The sequence below is a fragment of the Actinocrinis sp. genome (assembly GCF_035938995.1).
Lineage (GTDB): Bacteria > Actinomycetota > Actinomycetes > Streptomycetales > Catenulisporaceae > DASZGI01.
The window spans coordinates 1-15,543 of record NZ_DASZGI010000049.1 but is presented as its reverse complement, the minus strand read 5'-3'; the positions used below and the strand labels follow the sequence as shown (position 1 = coordinate 15,543).

13 protein-coding genes and 1 tRNA gene are annotated in these 15,543 nt (G+C 70.2%); 13 read left to right on the top strand and 1 reads right to left on the bottom strand.

The genetic code is table 11. The annotated features are described in order from the left end of the window. Window positions 1-70 precede the first annotated feature (70 nt). Window positions 71-1,294: a glycoside hydrolase family 64 protein gene (locus VGZ32_RS03360; RefSeq protein ID WP_326884299.1), complete on the top strand. Its 1,224-nt coding sequence runs from the start codon at window positions 71-73 to the stop codon at window positions 1,292-1,294. Between the two features lie 196 nt (window positions 1,295-1,490). On the opposite strand, the gene VGZ32_RS03355 is transcribed toward VGZ32_RS03360, so the two are convergent. Beyond that, a tRNA-Arg gene (locus VGZ32_RS03355) sits at window positions 1,491-1,562 on the bottom strand. A gap of 74 nt (window positions 1,563-1,636) precedes the next feature. Here VGZ32_RS03355 and VGZ32_RS03350 point away from each other — a divergent pair. The 12 genes from VGZ32_RS03350 to VGZ32_RS03295 all read left to right on the top strand — a co-directional run. Beyond that, a complete protein-coding gene (locus VGZ32_RS03350) occupies window positions 1,637-2,074 on the top strand; it encodes a response regulator (protein ID WP_326884298.1) in 438 nt (145 codons plus the stop codon). Window positions 2,075-2,313: 239 nt separating this feature from the next. After that, window positions 2,314-2,805, top strand: a complete 492-nt coding sequence (locus VGZ32_RS03345) for a MarR family transcriptional regulator (protein WP_326884297.1) — start codon at window positions 2,314-2,316, stop codon at window positions 2,803-2,805. A 76-nt stretch (window positions 2,806-2,881) separates the two neighbouring features. After that, window positions 2,882-4,549: an arginine--tRNA ligase gene (argS, locus tag VGZ32_RS03340; RefSeq protein ID WP_326884296.1), complete on the top strand. Its 1,668-nt coding sequence runs from the start codon at window positions 2,882-2,884 to the stop codon at window positions 4,547-4,549. A 78-nt stretch (window positions 4,550-4,627) separates the two neighbouring features. After that, complete coding sequence (gene lysA, locus VGZ32_RS03335) at window positions 4,628-6,031, top strand: diaminopimelate decarboxylase (protein ID WP_326884295.1); 1,404 nt, start codon at window positions 4,628-4,630, stop codon at window positions 6,029-6,031. 212 nt (window positions 6,032-6,243) lie between these two features. Next, entirely contained in the window at window positions 6,244-7,536 is a 1,293-nt protein-coding gene (locus VGZ32_RS03330; protein WP_326884294.1) for a homoserine dehydrogenase, read from the top strand. A gap of 68 nt (window positions 7,537-7,604) precedes the next feature. Further along, the gene (thrC, locus tag VGZ32_RS03325) at window positions 7,605-8,690 is read left to right on the top strand and encodes a threonine synthase (protein WP_326884293.1); all 1,086 of its coding nucleotides are present in this window, start codon (window positions 7,605-7,607) and stop codon (window positions 8,688-8,690) included. Beyond that, the gene (thrB, locus tag VGZ32_RS03320) at window positions 8,687-9,691 is read left to right on the top strand and encodes a homoserine kinase (protein ID WP_326884292.1); all 1,005 of its coding nucleotides are present in this window, start codon (window positions 8,687-8,689) and stop codon (window positions 9,689-9,691) included. The genes thrC and thrB overlap by 4 nt, the downstream gene beginning before the upstream one ends. 435 nt (window positions 9,692-10,126) lie before the next feature. After that, complete coding sequence (gene rho / locus VGZ32_RS03315) at window positions 10,127-12,211, top strand: transcription termination factor Rho (RefSeq protein WP_326884291.1); 2,085 nt, start codon at window positions 10,127-10,129, stop codon at window positions 12,209-12,211. Between the two features lie 300 nt (window positions 12,212-12,511). Then, on the top strand, window positions 12,512-12,730 hold the full coding sequence (gene rpmE, locus VGZ32_RS03310) for a 50S ribosomal protein L31 (RefSeq protein WP_326884290.1): 219 nt from the start codon (window positions 12,512-12,514) through the stop codon (window positions 12,728-12,730). Between the two features lie 223 nt (window positions 12,731-12,953). After that, entirely contained in the window at window positions 12,954-14,027 is a 1,074-nt protein-coding gene (prfA, locus tag VGZ32_RS03305) for a peptide chain release factor 1 (RefSeq protein ID WP_349263465.1), read from the top strand. Between the two features lie 91 nt (window positions 14,028-14,118). After that, window positions 14,119-14,982 (top strand): peptide chain release factor N(5)-glutamine methyltransferase, encoded by an 864-nt coding sequence (gene prmC, locus VGZ32_RS03300; protein ID WP_349263466.1) that lies wholly within the window; start codon window positions 14,119-14,121, stop codon window positions 14,980-14,982. A 71-nt stretch (window positions 14,983-15,053) separates the two neighbouring features. Continuing rightward, window positions 15,054-15,543: L-threonylcarbamoyladenylate synthase (locus tag VGZ32_RS03295; RefSeq protein WP_326884288.1), on the top strand; the 490-nt coding region annotated here is incomplete at its 3' end.

Genomic DNA, 15,543 nt, shown 5'->3' with positions numbered 1-15,543 from the left:
CCCCATACTCCCGGCAAACGTAAACGTTTCCGGACGGCGCTCCCCGGACTCGCACCGAAGGAGCATCGGCATGCTCTCCCGTAGGAAGTTCCTGGGAGCTGGAGCGGCGACCCTCGCGATCCCCACGGCCATCGGCGCGGTGGTCTCCGCGACCCGTGCCTCCGCGACGGCCCCCACGCTGAACATCGATCTGCTGAACAACACCGGCTCGAATACCGTCTACGCCTACGTCACCGGGCTGGCCCTCGACAACGGCAACGCCTGGTTCCTGCTTCAGGCGGACGGTCAGACCCCTTACTATCCTGCGTCGCCGTCGTCCACCGGCAGCCCGCTCGGCGCCAACTGTGCGATCCCGCTGAACGCGTCCGGCGCGGGCGCCCGCCGGATCACCATTCCGCACCTGGCCGGCGGCCGGATCTGGTTCTCCATCGGCGCACCGCTGACGTTCCTGGTCAACCCCGGCCCGGCGCTCGTCGAGCCGTCCGTGACGAATCCGTCCGACCCGAACATCAACACACTCTGGGATTTCTGCGAATTCACCTATAACAAAGACCAGCTGTACGCGAACATCAGCGCGGTCGACTTCTTCTCTATCCCCGTCGCGTTGAAGCTGACCACCGCATCCGGGGGCACCCAGTCCGTCGCCGGACTTCCGGCCGGCGCCCTGGACACCGTCTGCGCCCGGCTCAGCTCCCAGTCCGCCGCAGACGGCCAGGACTGGAAACAACTCATCGTGACCTCAGGCGGACGGAATCTGCGGGCCCTGAGTCCCACGAATGGGATCGTGCGCAACCCATCGTTGTTCTCGGGCTATTACAGCGGGTACGTCAGCCAGGTCTGGCAGAAGTACTCGACGACGCCTCTGGCGGTGGACACGCAGGCGCAATGGGGCGTGGTGAACGGAACCGTCAGCGGCGGGCTGCTCACCTTCCCCGGTGTCGGCTCGTTCTCCCAGCCGTCCGCCGCCGACATCTTCAGCTGTAGCACGGGCCCGTTCAGCGCCCCGGGCGCCGAGATGGGCGCGCTGACCGCCCGGATCAGCGCCGCGTTCAACCGCAGCACCCTGCTGTCCGATGCGAATCAGCCTGACAGGGAGAACCCGGCGAACTACTACAAGGTCTCGCCGACCAACCACTACGCCCGGATCATCCACGCCACCAGCCAGGACGGACGCGGCTACGCCTTCCCCTACGACGACGTGGTGCCGACCGGCGGCACCGACCAGTCCGGCTTCGTCCACGGCCCGAATCCCAGTCTGCTGACCGTCACGCTCAGCCCGGTACACGGCGGCTAGATCGACCCGCCCTACCGAAAACGTCGTCCGCACAAGACCAGGCGGCATCATGTATTCACGCAGGACGCCGCTTGTGCACGGACGCCGGGTACAGTAGGCCGGGCCGCGCGGCGTGCCCGCTGCCATAAGGTCAACCTCAGGTCGCAAATATGCGGCCTGAGGTGCGGCTTTGTAAGTCAGACTGCTGACTTGTTTGTGCCCCCGGCAGGATTCGAACCTGCGCCACCGCCTCCGGAGGGCGGTGCTCTATCCCCTGAGCTACGGGGGCGGGCAACGGGATGAACGATACCAGTTCTGGCGATGTGCCCGCGCACGGTTTGGGGCGCGGCTAGCCTGGATGGCGTGACTCGCTCCCTGGAATCCCGTTCTGAGCTGCGTGAAGAGGGCGCTGGGCGACCCCGGCGGGTGCTGGTGGTGGACGACAGCGAGGTGATCCGGCGGCTGATCGCGGTGAACCTCGAGCTGGAGGGCTTCGAGGTGTACCTGGCCGAGGACGGGCAGGAGTGCCTCGACGTCGTGGACAAGGTCGCGCCGGACGTCGTCACGCTGGACGTCGTGATGCCGCGGCTGGATGGGTTCGCCACCGCCGCGCGGCTTCGGTCTGGGGCGACGACGCGTGGGCTGCCGATCGTGATGGTGAGCGCGTGCGCGCAGGAGAGCGATCTTGCGCGGGGGCGGGAGCTGGGGGTTGAGGCGTATCTGACCAAGCCCTTCGATCCGGCGGACCTGGTTCGGGTGGTACGCGGGGCGGTGGGGTTGGGGGTGCAGGGGAGGGAGTAAGGGACGGGCGGGGAGAGGTAGGAGGGGAGCGGAGGAGAAGGAGCGAGGGACGGGTGGGGAGTAGGAAAGGAGCGGAGGGACGGAGGTAGGTAGGGAGGAGGGAGGAGTTAAGGGAGGGATGACACTGGCGGGGGAGGGGCTGGAAGGTCGTCGGGTGCTTGGGCAGCTTCGACCGCTAGAGCAATGTCGTGGCGGCGCGGGCGAGTTAGTGGGTGGACTGGGAAATACACTGCTGCGCTATGACGACCCAGTCCGACCCGGGGGAGCCGGGCGACGATGTGCCGCCCGCCGCGCCGAGCCTGGCCGAGTTGTATCTGCGCACGGCACACCGGATCCGGCGCCGGTCCGCTCCTTCTTATGAACAGTTCGGCCTGACCGAGTCGCAGGCGCGGGCGTTGCGGGTGATCTCGCGGTACTCGCGGCCGCGGATGGCGGATCTCGCGCAGGCGCTGGAGGTGGTGCCGCGGTCCATCACCTCGATGGTGGACACGCTGGAGGCTGCTGGGTTCGTCGCACGCGAGCCGGATCCGACTGATCGGCGGGCCACGATCGTCGTGCTCACGGCTGCGGGGCGGTCTGTGTTGGAGCAGGTGGGGCGGATGCGCGCGGAGGCCGCCGAACAGCTGTTCGCGAAGCTCTCCGGGGATGAGCAGGGCGAGCTGCGGAGATTGCTTGAGGTGCTGGACTCGGGGGAGGAGCCGCTGCCGTCGCGTCGGCCGCGTGGGCGGTGAGGCTAGGTAAGGCGAGGCGGAGAGCCTGTGGATAACTGATTGGGGGGCGCGAGGGATGGTCCCGTACCCTTGCTGCGTGACCCCAGACGAGCTCTCCGCCGCCGTGGTCGCCGCGCTCCGGGAAGCCGTGGACGTCGGCGATCTTTCTGTTCCCGTGCCCTCTCACGTGACCGTGGAGCGCCCGAAGAACAGGGAGCACGGGGACTACGCGACGAACGTGGCGTTGCAGTTGGCTAAGGCGGCGGGGAAGCCTCCGCGGGAGGTCGCGCAGGTACTGGCGGGGCGGCTGGCAGAGCAGACCGGGGTGAAGTCGGTCGAGATCGCCGGGCCCGGATTCCTCAACATCACGCTCGACGCGGCGGCTCAAGGGGAGCTGGCGCGGACGATCGTGGTGGACGGGGAGCGGTACGGGACGAGTGATGTTCTTCGGGGGCGGAACATCAATCTGGAGTTCGTCTCGGCGAATCCGACCGGTCCGATCCACATCGGCGGCACCCGGTGGGCGGCGGTGGGCGACGCGCTCGCGCGGATCCTGCGGGCGCAGGGCGCGCGGGTCGTCTCCGAGTACTACATCAACGACGCGGGCGTCCAGATCGACAAGTTCGCGGCCTCGCTCTGTGCGGTGGCGAACGGTCGGCCGGTGCCGGACGACGGGTACGTGGGGGAGTACATCGGCGATATCGCGGCGCAGGTCGTGGCCTTGCGGGATGGGGTGTTGGGCCTTCCGGAGGCTGAGCAGCTGTCGGTCTTCCGGGAGGAGGGGCTGCGGCTGATGATCGAGCAGATCCAGGAGTCGACCGAGAGCTTCGGCACGCACTTCGACGTCTGGTTCTCCGAGAAGTCGCTGCACGATTCCGGAGTCGTCGAGCAGGCCATCGAGCGGCTGCGGGCACAGGGGCACGTGTTCGAGCGGGATGGGGCGACGTGGCTGCGGACGACGGACTTCGGCGACGATAAGGACCGGGTGCTCGTCAAGGCGGACGGGGACACGACGTATTTCGCGTCGGACGCGGCCTATTACCTGAACAAGCGGGACCGGGGGTTCATGCCGCTGATCTACCTGCTCGGCGCGGACCACCATGGGTACGTCGGGCGGCTCAAGACGATCGCCGCCTGCGCGGGCGACGACATGAACAAGGACATCGAGGTCGAGATCGGCCAGTTCGTCAAGATGATGAAGGACGGCCAGGAGGTCAAGCTCTCCAAGCGGGCCGGCAACATTATCACCCTCGACGACGTGGTCGACTGGATCGGGGTCGACGCGGCCCGGTACGCACTGACCCGGCAGTCGGTGGATTCCAATATCATGCTTGACGTTGATGTTCTGACTAGTAAGACGAATGACAATCCGGTCTACTACGTGCAGTACGCGCACGCGCGGATCAGTTCGGTGCTGCGGAACGCGGCGGAGCTGGGGATCGAGAAGGGGAGCGCGGCGGAGTTCGACCCGGGGCTGCTGGTCGAGGATCGGGAGTCCGATCTGCTCGGGGTGCTCGGCGAGTATCCGCGGGTGGTGGCGACGGCGGCGGAGCTGCGGGAGGTGCACCGGATCAACAGATACCTCGAGGAGCAGCTGGCACCCGCGTACCACAAGTTCTACGACGAGTGCCGGATCCTGCCGAACGAGCGGTTCCCGCTGGCGCCGGAGCTGACCCGGGCCCGGCTGTGGCTTGCCGAGGCGGCGCGGACGGTGCTCGCGAACGGGCTCGGACTGCTGGGTGTGTCGGCGCCGGAGCGGATGTAGGCGCGGAGTGCGGATCGTGGGCAGTGGGAAGAAGGGTGGCGCGGAGATGGTGCGACGGATGAGCGCGGCAGGCCGCGGATGAGTCGGGCAGCGCATCCGGCGGGGCCGAGGTATGCGGACGTACTGCCTGGGGCAGGGGTGTCCGGGCCGCCTGCGGATCTGAACGCGCTGGTGGCGAAGGTCTGGCCGACGTCAGCGGTGCGGGGGGAGGACGGGGCGCTCCGGCTTGGTGGAGTGTCGGTTGCGGCTTTGGCCGCAGAGCACGGGACGCCGGCGTACCTGATCGACGAACGCGACTGGCGGACCCGGGCGCGGGCGTGGCTGGCAGCGTTTGGAGACTTTGAGGCGGGCGAACCGCCGGTTCACTACGCGGCGAAGGCGTTTCTGTCCAAGGCCATAGCGCGGTGGGCGGCGGAAGAGGGCCTGGGGCTCGACGTCTGCTCGGGGGGCGAACTGGCGATCGCGCTGGCGGCGGATTTTCCGGCGGGGCGGCTGACGTTCCATGGAAACAACAAGTCGGTCGAGGAGTTGGAGCGGGCGCTCGATGCGGGCGTCGGGCGGATCGTGCTCGATTCGTTCGCGGAGATCGACCGGCTTGCTGAACTGGCGGCCTCGCGAGGGGTGCGGCCGCGGGTCATGGTGCGCATCACGGTGGGGGTCGAGGCGCATACGCACGAGTTCATCGCCACGGCACATGAAGATCAGAAATTCGGGTTCTCGCTGAGCGGCGGGTCGGCGGCGGACGCGGTGCGGCAGGTCCTGAAGCACGAGTCTCTGGAGCTCGTGGGGATCCACTCGCACATCGGATCGCAGATCTTCGACACCGCCGGCTTCGAGGTCGCGGCGCACCGGGCGGTCGGTTTGCTGGCGGCGATCCGGGACGAGTATGGAATACGGCTGCCCGAGCTGGATCTCGGGGGTGGCCTGGGTATTGCGTATACGAGTGAGGATGATCCTGCGGACGCGTTCGACATCGTGGCCGGGCTGAAGGCGATCGTCGGGCGGGAGTGCTTCGGGTACGGGCTGCAGGTACCTCGGTTGACTGTCGAGCCAGGGCGGGCCATTTCGGGGACGCCCGGTGTGACGATATACCGGGTGGGGACCGTCAAGCCCTTGGATGGGCTTCGGACATATGTGTCGGTCGACGGTGGGATGAGCGACAATATTCGTACGGCGTTGTATGACGCTGCGTATACGTGCGTGGTCGCGTCCCGAGTGTCGGACGCGCCGCCGATGCTCGCCCGCGTGGTCGGTAAGCATTGCGAGTCCGGTGACATCGTCGTGCGCGACGCTTGGCTACCCTCGGACGTGGTCCCCGGCGACCTGCTCGCGGTGGCCGCGACCGGCGCCTACTGCAGGTCGATGGCGTCCAACTACAACCACGCCCTGCGGCCGCCGGTCGTCGCGGTGCTGGAAGGGACGTCGCGCACACTCGTACGCCGGGAGACCGAGGCGGACCTGCTCGCCCTCGATCTCGGCTGAGCGGCCGATGTCTCGGATACTGGACACCGGATACCGCGCGACGGACCGACGGGCAAGACTGACCGGGCAGGGCACGCAAGGTTGACCGCTCTGCGAGGCCGACCGGGGCGGCACACGATTGAGCGGTGGGGAGCGGTTTGCCCCGGCGCCGGATCAGGGCCGCCCGCGGACTTGGTCGACCTCGAAGAGCCAGAGGGACAAGGTTGGGAAGCATGAGCGAGCGCCCGCTGAAGGTAGCGCTGTTGGGCTGCGGAGTCGTCGGCTCCGAGGTCGCCCGGCTCATGACGACGAACGCCGCCGACCTCGCCGCCCGAGTCGGCGCCCCGCTGGAGCTGGCCGGGATCGCGGTGCGCAGACCCAACCGGGCGCGCGCCCTGCCGGTGGACCCGGCGCTGTTCACGACGGACGCGATGGGGCTGGTCACCCGCCCGGACGTGGACGTCGTGATCGAGGTCATCGGGGGTATCGAGCCGGCCCGCTCGCTGCTGCTCGCCGCGCTGGAGAACGGCGCGAGCGCGGTCACCGCCAACAAGGCGCTGCTGGCCGAGGACGGCGCCACCCTGCACGCCGCGGCCGAGAAATACGGCGCGGACCTCTACTACGAGGCCGCCGTCGCCGGGGCGATCCCGCTGCTGCGCCCGCTGCGCGAGTCGCTGGTCGGCGACAAGGTCAGCCGGGTGCTGGGGATCGTGAACGGAACGACCAATTTCATCCTGGATCGGATGGACGCGACCGGCGCGGGGTTCGCGGACGCCCTGGACGAGGCCACGGCGCTCGGATACGCCGAAGCCGACCCGACGGCGGACGTGGAGGGCTTCGACGCGGCGGCCAAGGCGGCGATCCTGGCCAGCCTGGCCTTCCACACCCGGGTGACCGCCGCCGACGTGTACCGCGAGGGCATCACCGAGGTGACCGCCGCGGACATCGCCTCGGCCCGGGAGCTGGGGTTCGTGGTCAAGCTGCTGGCGATCTGCGAACTGGATTCGGCGAGGGAGTCGGTCACCGCGCGGGTGCACCCGGCGATGATCCCGCGCACGCACCCGCTCGCGGGGGTGCGCGAGGCATACAACGCGGTGTTCGTGGAGTCGGAGGCCGCGGGGCAGCTGATGTTCTACGGGCCGGGGGCGGGGGGAGCCCCGACGGCGAGCGCGGTGCTCGGCGACTTGGTCGCGGTCTGCCGCAACAAGGTCAACGGCGGCCGGGCGCCGAACGTGAACTCCTACGCCGATCTGCGCGTGGGATCGATGGGAGACGCGCGCACCCGCTACCACGTCTCGCTCGACGTGGACGACAAGGCGGGCGTGCTGGCGCAGGTCGCGCTGGTCTTCGCGGACCGCGACGTCTCGATCCAGACGGTCCGCCAGGCCGGCCGCGGCGACGACGCGCGACTGGTTGTGTCGACCCACACAGCCACCGACGCCGCGCTCGCCGCCACTGTGGAGAGCCTGCGCGCGCTGGACACGGTCCGCGACGTCACCTCCGTGATGCGGGTCGAGGGCGAATGAGCCAGGGCGAATGATGATGGGTCCGGAGTCGGCCGCGGGCCGCCGGGTTGACTGCTTGGGAGCTGGACATGACGGGTGACAGCGCGGTCAGCGGGCGCCGCGTGCACTGGCGCGGTGTCGTCGAGGAGTACCGGGAGTGGCTGCCGGTGGGCGACGCCACGCCGGTCGTGACGCTCGGCGAGGGCGGTACGCCGCTCGTGCGGGCGAACGTGGTCTCCGCGGAGACCGGGTGCGAGGTGTACCTCAAGGTCGAAGGTGCCAACCCGACCGGCTCCTTCAAGGACCGCGGCATGACTGTGGCCATCTCCAAGGCCGCCGAGGCGGGCGCTAAGGCAGTCATCTGCGCCTCTACCGGAAACACCAGCGCCTCTGCGGCCGCGTACGCGGTGCGCGCCGGAATGGTCTGCGCGGTGCTCATCCCGGACGGCAAGATCGCCCTGGGCAAGATGAGCCAGGCGCTCGCCCACGGCGCCCGGATCCTCCAGGTCGCCGGGAACTTCGACGACTGCCTCCGGCTGGCCAGGGACCTGGCCGAGAACTACCCGGTGGCGCTGGTCAACTCGGTCAACCCGGCCCGGCTGGCCGGCCAGAAGACCGCAGCGTTCGAGATCGTGGACGCCCTCGGCGACGCCCCGGACCTGCACGTCCTGCCCGTAGGCAACGCGGGGAACATCTCGGCCTACTGGATGGGTTACGGCGAATACGAGAAGGCCGGGCTCGCGAGCCACCGGCCGCGAATGTACGGCTTCCAGGCCGCGGGCGCTGCGCCCTTCGTGAGCGGAGCGCCGGTCGCCGATCCGCAGACGATCGCCACCGCTATCCGCATCGGCAACCCCGCGTCGTGGGACCTGGCTTCGGCAGCGCGTGACGAATCCGGCGGGATCATCGAGGCCGTGACGGACCGCCAGATCCTGCGCGCTTACCGCCTTCTGGCCGCGCGCGAGGGTGTCTTCGTCGAGCCGGCCAGCGCGGCCGGGATCGCCGGCCTGCTGCGGCTGGCCGAGGAAGGCCGGCTCGAGCGCGGGCAGCGCATCGCGGTGACCGTCACCGGAAACGGACTCAAGGACCCCGACTGGGCCATCAACGGCGCGCCGACGCCGCCGAAGATCCCGGTGGACGCGGCGACGGCGGCCGGAGTGCTGGAGCTGGCGTGAGCGGCGATACCGGGGTGCGCTTCCTGACCGGGCCGGTGACCGTGCGTCCCCCGGCCACCAGCGCGAACCTCGGTCCCGGCTTCGACTCCTTCGGTCTGGCCCTGGAACTGCGCGACGAGGTGACCGTGCAGGTCACTGAGGCGCCAGGGCTGTCCATCGAAGTCTATGGTGAAGGGGCACACGACGTCCCGCGCGACGAAAGCCATCTGCTGGTGCGCGCGCTGCGAGCCGGATTCGACGCGCTCGGCGGCCAGCCGCCCGGACTGCGCGTGGTCTGCCGCAACAACATCCCGCACGGCCGCGGCCTCGGCTCGTCCTCGGCGGCGATCTGCGCGGGGCTGGTGGCCGCTCGTGACTCGGTCGAGGGCGGCGAGTCAGTGCTCGACACCGCCGCGCTGCTCGATCTGGCCACCCGGCTCGAGGGGCATCCCGACAACGTGGCGCCCGCGCTGTGCGGCGGGCTGACGATCGCGTGGATGGAAGAACCCGACCCGGCGCCGGACGCCGCCGGACCAGAGCGTATGGAGCAGGGCGCTGCGAAAGAGGAGCGCCCGGATGTGCTCAGGTTGATGACCGATCGGGCAGTGAGCGCAGTGGTCTTCATCCCGCCGACGCCGCTGGCCACGGCCGTGGCCCGCGGCCTGCTGCCGGACCGTGTGCCGCACCGCGACGCCGCCTTTAACGCCGGACGCGCCGGATTGCTCGCGGCCGCATTGACGACGCCTGATCTGACCCACCATCATCGGGCTGTGCTGCTGCGTGCCGCCACGCGGGACCGGCTGCACCAGGACTACCGCGCACCCGCGATGCCTGAGAGCGCGGCACTCATCCAGAGGCTGCGCGCGGACGGGTACGCTGCGACCGTCTCCGGCGCCGGGCCGACCGTGCTCGCGCTGACCGTGGGCCCCGGTCGGCCCGAGCAGGCCGCCGGATACGCTCCTGAAGGGTGGCGGGCCGCCATCCTGCCGATCGCCGCCACGGGGGTGGCGACCGGGCCGTGACGGGCCCGGGCCGAACCGACACGCCACGATCTCGTCGAAGGTGGGGAATGCCACAATGGCTCAAGAGTGTTAATCTCGTAACCGCACCCGTTGTTCGCGGCGGCTGGCCTCCCTGTCACACTAGGTAGAGATGCCGGCGGACGCTGAGCCCGAGCGAACACGGTATGTGCTCCCCACCCCGACGGATTCCGTCACCAGCCAGCCCGGGAACATTTCCGGTGCCGCGCGCGGCGACGGCGATCCCGACGGCCCCCTTCTTCCGGACGCACGTCACGCGTCCGGCGCCGGACGCGGTGACTCACCGCGCACCGGCATCGAACCCCCGCCCTTGCGGACCCGCGGCGCGCGTTATGCGGCAGCGCGATCCGACCAGGGCACGACCGGTCGCCGTCCCGGAAGTCCCGGCGCGGCGCCCGCTCCAGGGAAGGACCCTTCGTGAGTGAAACCACCGAACTGACCTCCGCCGAGCAGCCCGCCCGCGGCAAGCGCCGCACCGGCACCGGCCTTTCCGGCCTGCTGCTCCCGGAACTGCGGCTCAAGGCTGCCGAGCTGGGCATCAAGGGAGTCACCCGGATGCCCAAGGGTCAGTTGATCGAGGCGATCCAGCAGCGCCAGGGCGGCTCCGGCGCGGCTGCCGCGCCGCGTGCCACCCCCGCCGCCGGTGCCACCGGTGGTTCGGACGGCGCCGCCGCGCCCGCGCCGCAGCAGGCCCAGGAGGCCCCCGCCGCGCGCGAGGAGCGCCCGGCCCGCCGCCGCGCCACCTCGGCGCAGCAGCGCATCCCCGAGCAGCCTGGCCGCAGCAAGGATGAGGCGCAGGCCGAGACGGCCGCCGTCGTCGTGCCCGCCGCGGCCGCGCAGGGCACCGCCGTTCAGGCGACGGCCCAGACCAGCGCCGGGCAGACGGCCACCGCTACCACCGCCCCGGCGCAGCCGCAGACCGGCGGCAACGCACAGAGCGGGACAGCGCAGGGCGGCGCAGCCCAGAGCGGGACAGCACAGGGCGGGACAGCCCAGAGCGGCGCGACCCAAAACGGCGAGGGCGCCAGCGCCGGCCAGCTCTCCCGCCGCGAGCGCAACCGCGACCGCAGCAACCGTAACCGGGACAGCCGCGACAATCGCGACCGCCAGGATCGACCGGACCGCCCGCAGCAGCAGCATCAGAGCGCCGGCAATCGTGACAACCGCGATAACCGGGACGGCCGTGAGAACCAGGGCGCCGGCAGCAACGCCGACGACGAGTTCGACCGCGGACGGCGCAGCCGCTACCGGGACCGGGACCGAGATCGGGGCAACCGCAACCGGCGCGGCCGCGACTACGAGAGCGGCGGCGGCACCGAGTCCACGCTGACCGAGGACGACGTGCTCATCCCGGTCGCCGGCATCCTCGACGTGCTCGACAGCTACGCCTTCGTGCGCACCTCCGGCTACCTGCCCGGGCCGAATGACGTGTACGTCTCGCTGGCCCAGGTGCGCAAGTACAACCTGCGCAAGGGCGACGCGGTGGTCGGCGCGGTGCGCCAGCCGCGCGAGGGCGAGCGGCGCGAGAAGTTCAACGCGCTGGTCAAGTTGGACAGCGTGAACGGCGTCACCCCGGACGAGACCCGGGAGCAGCGCGACCCGCGCAGCCAGAACCACAAGGCCGAGTTCTCCAAGCTGACCCCGCTCTACCCGCAGGAGCGGCTGCGCCTGGAAACCGAGGCGGGGCAGCTGACCACCCGGATCATCGACCTGGTCGCCCCCATCGGCAAGGGCCAGCGCGGTCTGATCGTCTCACCGCCCAAGGCCGGTAAGACGCTGGTGCTGCAGGCCATCGCCAACGCGATCACCATCAACAACCCCGAGGTCCACCTCATGGTCGTGCTCGTCGACGAGCGGCCGGAAGAGGTGACCGACATGCAGCGCTCGGTCAAGGGCGAGGTCATCGCCTCCACCTTCGACCGGCCGGCCGAGGACCACACCACGGTCGCCGAGCTCGCCATCGAGCGGGCCAAGCGGCTGGTGGAGCTGGGCCATGACGTGGTCGTGCTGCTGGACTCGATGACCCGGCTCGGCCGCGCGTACAACCTGTCCGCGCCCGCCTCCGGCCGCATCATGTCCGGCGGTGTCGACTCGACCGCGCTCTACCCGCCCAAGCGCTTCTTCGGCGCGGCGCGCAACATCGAGCACGGCGGCTCGCTGACCATCCTGGCCACCGCCCTGGTGGAGACCGGGTCGAAGGCCGACGAGGTCATCTTCGAGGAGTTCAAGGGCACCGGAAACCTCGAGCTCAAGCTGGACCGGCGGCTGGCCGACAAGCGCATCTTCCCGGCGGTCGACATCGACCAGTCCGGCACCCGGCGCGAGGAGATCCTGCTCGGCGCCGAGGAGCTGGCGGTCATGTGGCGGCTGCGGCGGCTCCTGCACAACATGGAGCAGCAGGCCGCGATCGAGCTGCTCATCACCCAGATGCGTAAGACCAAGTCGAACGTCGAGCTGCTCATGCAGATCCAGAAGAACACCCCGTCGGGGCGCGACGAATAGCCGGCGCGGCGGAAGGCCGAGCAACAGGGAACGCTTTTCTCCCCGTTGCTCGGACTACAGCAGCCGCCACCCGGCGCCGGCTGCCTGTGGCGACATGGGCAGCCGGCGCCGTGTTCGGCGGGGAATAGCAGTATTCGCGCCGCCGTTAAGGCAGCGGACGCTTAGTGGTGCGCCACGGAGCACGACGGTGTGAAGCCCGTTTTGGCAACCGTGCTGCGCCCCTGGCAGACTGGTACGTCGGTCCCGGTTCACGCCTCTGTGCGGGCGATCCGGCGGCCCCATCGACCATGAGGAGCGATCGTGAAGTCCGGTATCCACCCCGAGTACGTCGTCACCCAGGTGACCTGCACCTGCGGCAACACCTTCACCACCCGGTCCACAGCGACCAGTGGCCGGATCAACGCCGAGGTGTGCTCGCAGTGCCACCCGTTCTACACCGGCAAGCAGAAGATCCTCGACACCGGCGGCCGTGTCGCCAAGTTCGAGGCGCGTTTCGGCGGCAAGAAGTCCGGCAAGTAGCGCGCTACACGGCGTCGGCGCACGGGGCGACCCGTGGCCGGCGCCGTTTTGTGTAGCCGGGGCGGCGGAGAAAGGCTGCGTGCGGGGAGTGCTTCTCCCCGCCGCACGATCTGTGGCCGTCACGTGGCCCCGGCTGGTCTTAGATGCCGCTGTCGGGCGGCGGCCACCGGCCGCAGCCCGGCAAGTCCGGTCAGTAAGTCACATCAAGGGTTAAGGAGGGCCCGTGTTCGAGGCGATGGAGGATCTGCTCGCCGAGCACGCCGATCTGGAGCGCCGGCTCGCCGACCCCGCAGTGCACGCCGACCAGGCGCTGGCCCGCAAGCTGGGCAAGCGGTACGCGGAGCTCAACCCGATCGCGGAGACCTACAAGGCGTATCAGGCCAACGCGGGCGACATCGACACTGCGCGCGAGCTGTCCGAGGAGGACCCGGCGTTCGCCGTCGAGCTCGACTCGCTCCAGGAGCAGCGCGGCGCGCTGGAGACCCGGCTCCAGCACCTGCTCATCCCGCGCGACCCGGACGACGACAAGGACGTGATCGTCGAGGTCAAGGCGGGCGAGGGCGGCCAGGAGTCGATGCTCTTCGCCGGCGACCTGCTGCGGATGTATCTGCGCTACGCCGAGCGCCAGGGCTGGAAGACCGAGATCATCGAGGCCAACGATTCGGACCTGGGCGGCTACAAGGACGTCTCGCTCGCGGTCAAGACCCGCGGCGTCCCACAGCCGGGCGAGGGCGTCTGGGCCAGGCTCAAGTACGAGGGCGGCGTGCACCGCGTGCAGCGCGTGCCGGTCACCGAGTCGCAGGGCCGCATCCACACCTCGGCGGCCGGCGTGCTGGTGATGCCCGAAGCCGAGGAGGTCGAGGTGGAGATCAACCCGAACGAGCTGCGCATCGACGTCTTCCGCTCCTCCGGCCCCGGCGGCCAGTCGGTCAACACCACCGACTCCGCGGTGCGCATCACTCACCTGCCCACCGGCATCGTGGTCTCCTGCCAGAACGAGAAGTCGCAGCTGCAGAACAAGGAGTCGGCGCTGCGGATCCTGCGTGCCCGGCTGCTGGCCGCGGCCCAGGAGGAGGCGGAGAAAGAGGCCTCCGACGCCCGCCGAAGCCAGGTGCGCACCGTGGACCGCTCCGAACGCATCCGCACCTACAACTTCCCGGAGAACCGCATCTCCGACCACCGCACCGGGTTCAAGGCGTACAACCTGGACCAGGTCCTCGACGGCGAGCTCGATCCGGTGATCCAGTCCTGCGTCGACGCGGACCTGGCCGCCAAGCTCTCCGGACAGGGGAGCTGACCCGCCGATGAACAACGCCGCCGCGACTCCGGACACCCCGCCCGCGCCGGCCCCCACGTCCCCATCGGCTTCGTCGTCGGCCGCCCAGCCGCTGAACCTCCTGCTCGCCGAGGTCGCGCTGGCCGCGGTGCGGCTCGCCGAGGCCGGGGTCGGCTCCCCGCGGTCCGACGCCGAGGAACTCGCGGCCTGGGTGCACGGAGTGCGGCGCGGCGAGCTGCACACCGTGCGCGACGGCGACTTCGACGCCCGCTTCTGGGAGGCGGTCGCGCGCCGGGAGAGCCGCGAACCGCTCCAGCACATCACCGGCCGCGCCTACTTCCGCTACCTCGAGCTCGAAGTCGGCCCGGGCGTGTTCGTGCCGCGCCCGGAGACCGAGGTCATGGTCGGCTGGGCGATCGACCGGCTGCGCGAGCTCGACATCGCGGAGCCGGTCATCGTGGACCTGTGCAGTGGCTCGGGGGCCGTCGCGCTGGCGATAGCCCAGGAAGTACCGCGCGCTCGCGTACACGCCGTCGAACTGTCCGAGGACGCCGTCGTCTGGGCCGAGCGCAACATCGCGCGTCTGTCCGAAGGCGGCCGGGTGACCCTGCACGTCGATGACGCGCGCACCGCGTTGTCCGAGCTCAACGGCCGCGTGGACCTAGTCGTCGCCAATCCGCCGTACATTCCGCTGGAGGAGTGGGCCGCCGTCGCGACCGAGGCGCGCGACTACGACCCGCAGATGGCCCTCTTCTCCGGCCCGGACGGCCTGGACATGATCCGCTCCCTCGAACGGACGGCGTTCCGACTGCTGCGTCCGGCCAGCTGGGTCGCTGTGGAACACTCGGACCAGCAGGGCGGGGCGGTCCAGCGGATCTTCCTGGAGGAGCGCGGCTGGGCCGAGGCCGCCGACCACCGCGACCTGACCGGGCGGCCCCGTTTCGTGACCGCGCGCAAGGAAGGACGCCGCGCCTGACCGGTGCACCGGGCACTGTTTCACCGGGCACTGTCGGGACGTCGGCGAATCGACTCTAGGAGGACCGGCACGTGAGCCGCCGCTACGACTGTTCGGATCCAGACCAGCGGGCCGCCGGGCTGCGCGAGGCCACGAGCGCGGTGAAGCGCGGGGAGCTCGTCGTCCTGCCGACCGACACGGTCTACGGCGTGGGCGCCGACGCCTTCTCGCCGAGCGGCATCGCCGCGCTGCTGGCCGCGAAAGGCCGCGGGCGGGACATGCCGGTCCCGGTGCTCGTCGGCTCGCCCACCACGCTGCACGGCCTCGTCTCGCGCTTCCCGGAGAGCGGCTGGGATCTGGTGGACGCCTTCTGGCCCGGCGCGCTGACCATCGTCGCCCGGCACCAGACCTCGCTCCAGTGGGACCTCGGCGACGCGCGCGGCACCGTGGCGCTGCGCATGCCGCTGCACCCGGTGGCCATCGAGCTGCTGACCGAGACCGGCCCGCTCGGCGTCTCCTCGGCGAACCGCTCCGGCCAGCCCCCGGCGACCACCGCCTCCGAGGCGCAGGACCAGCTGGGCA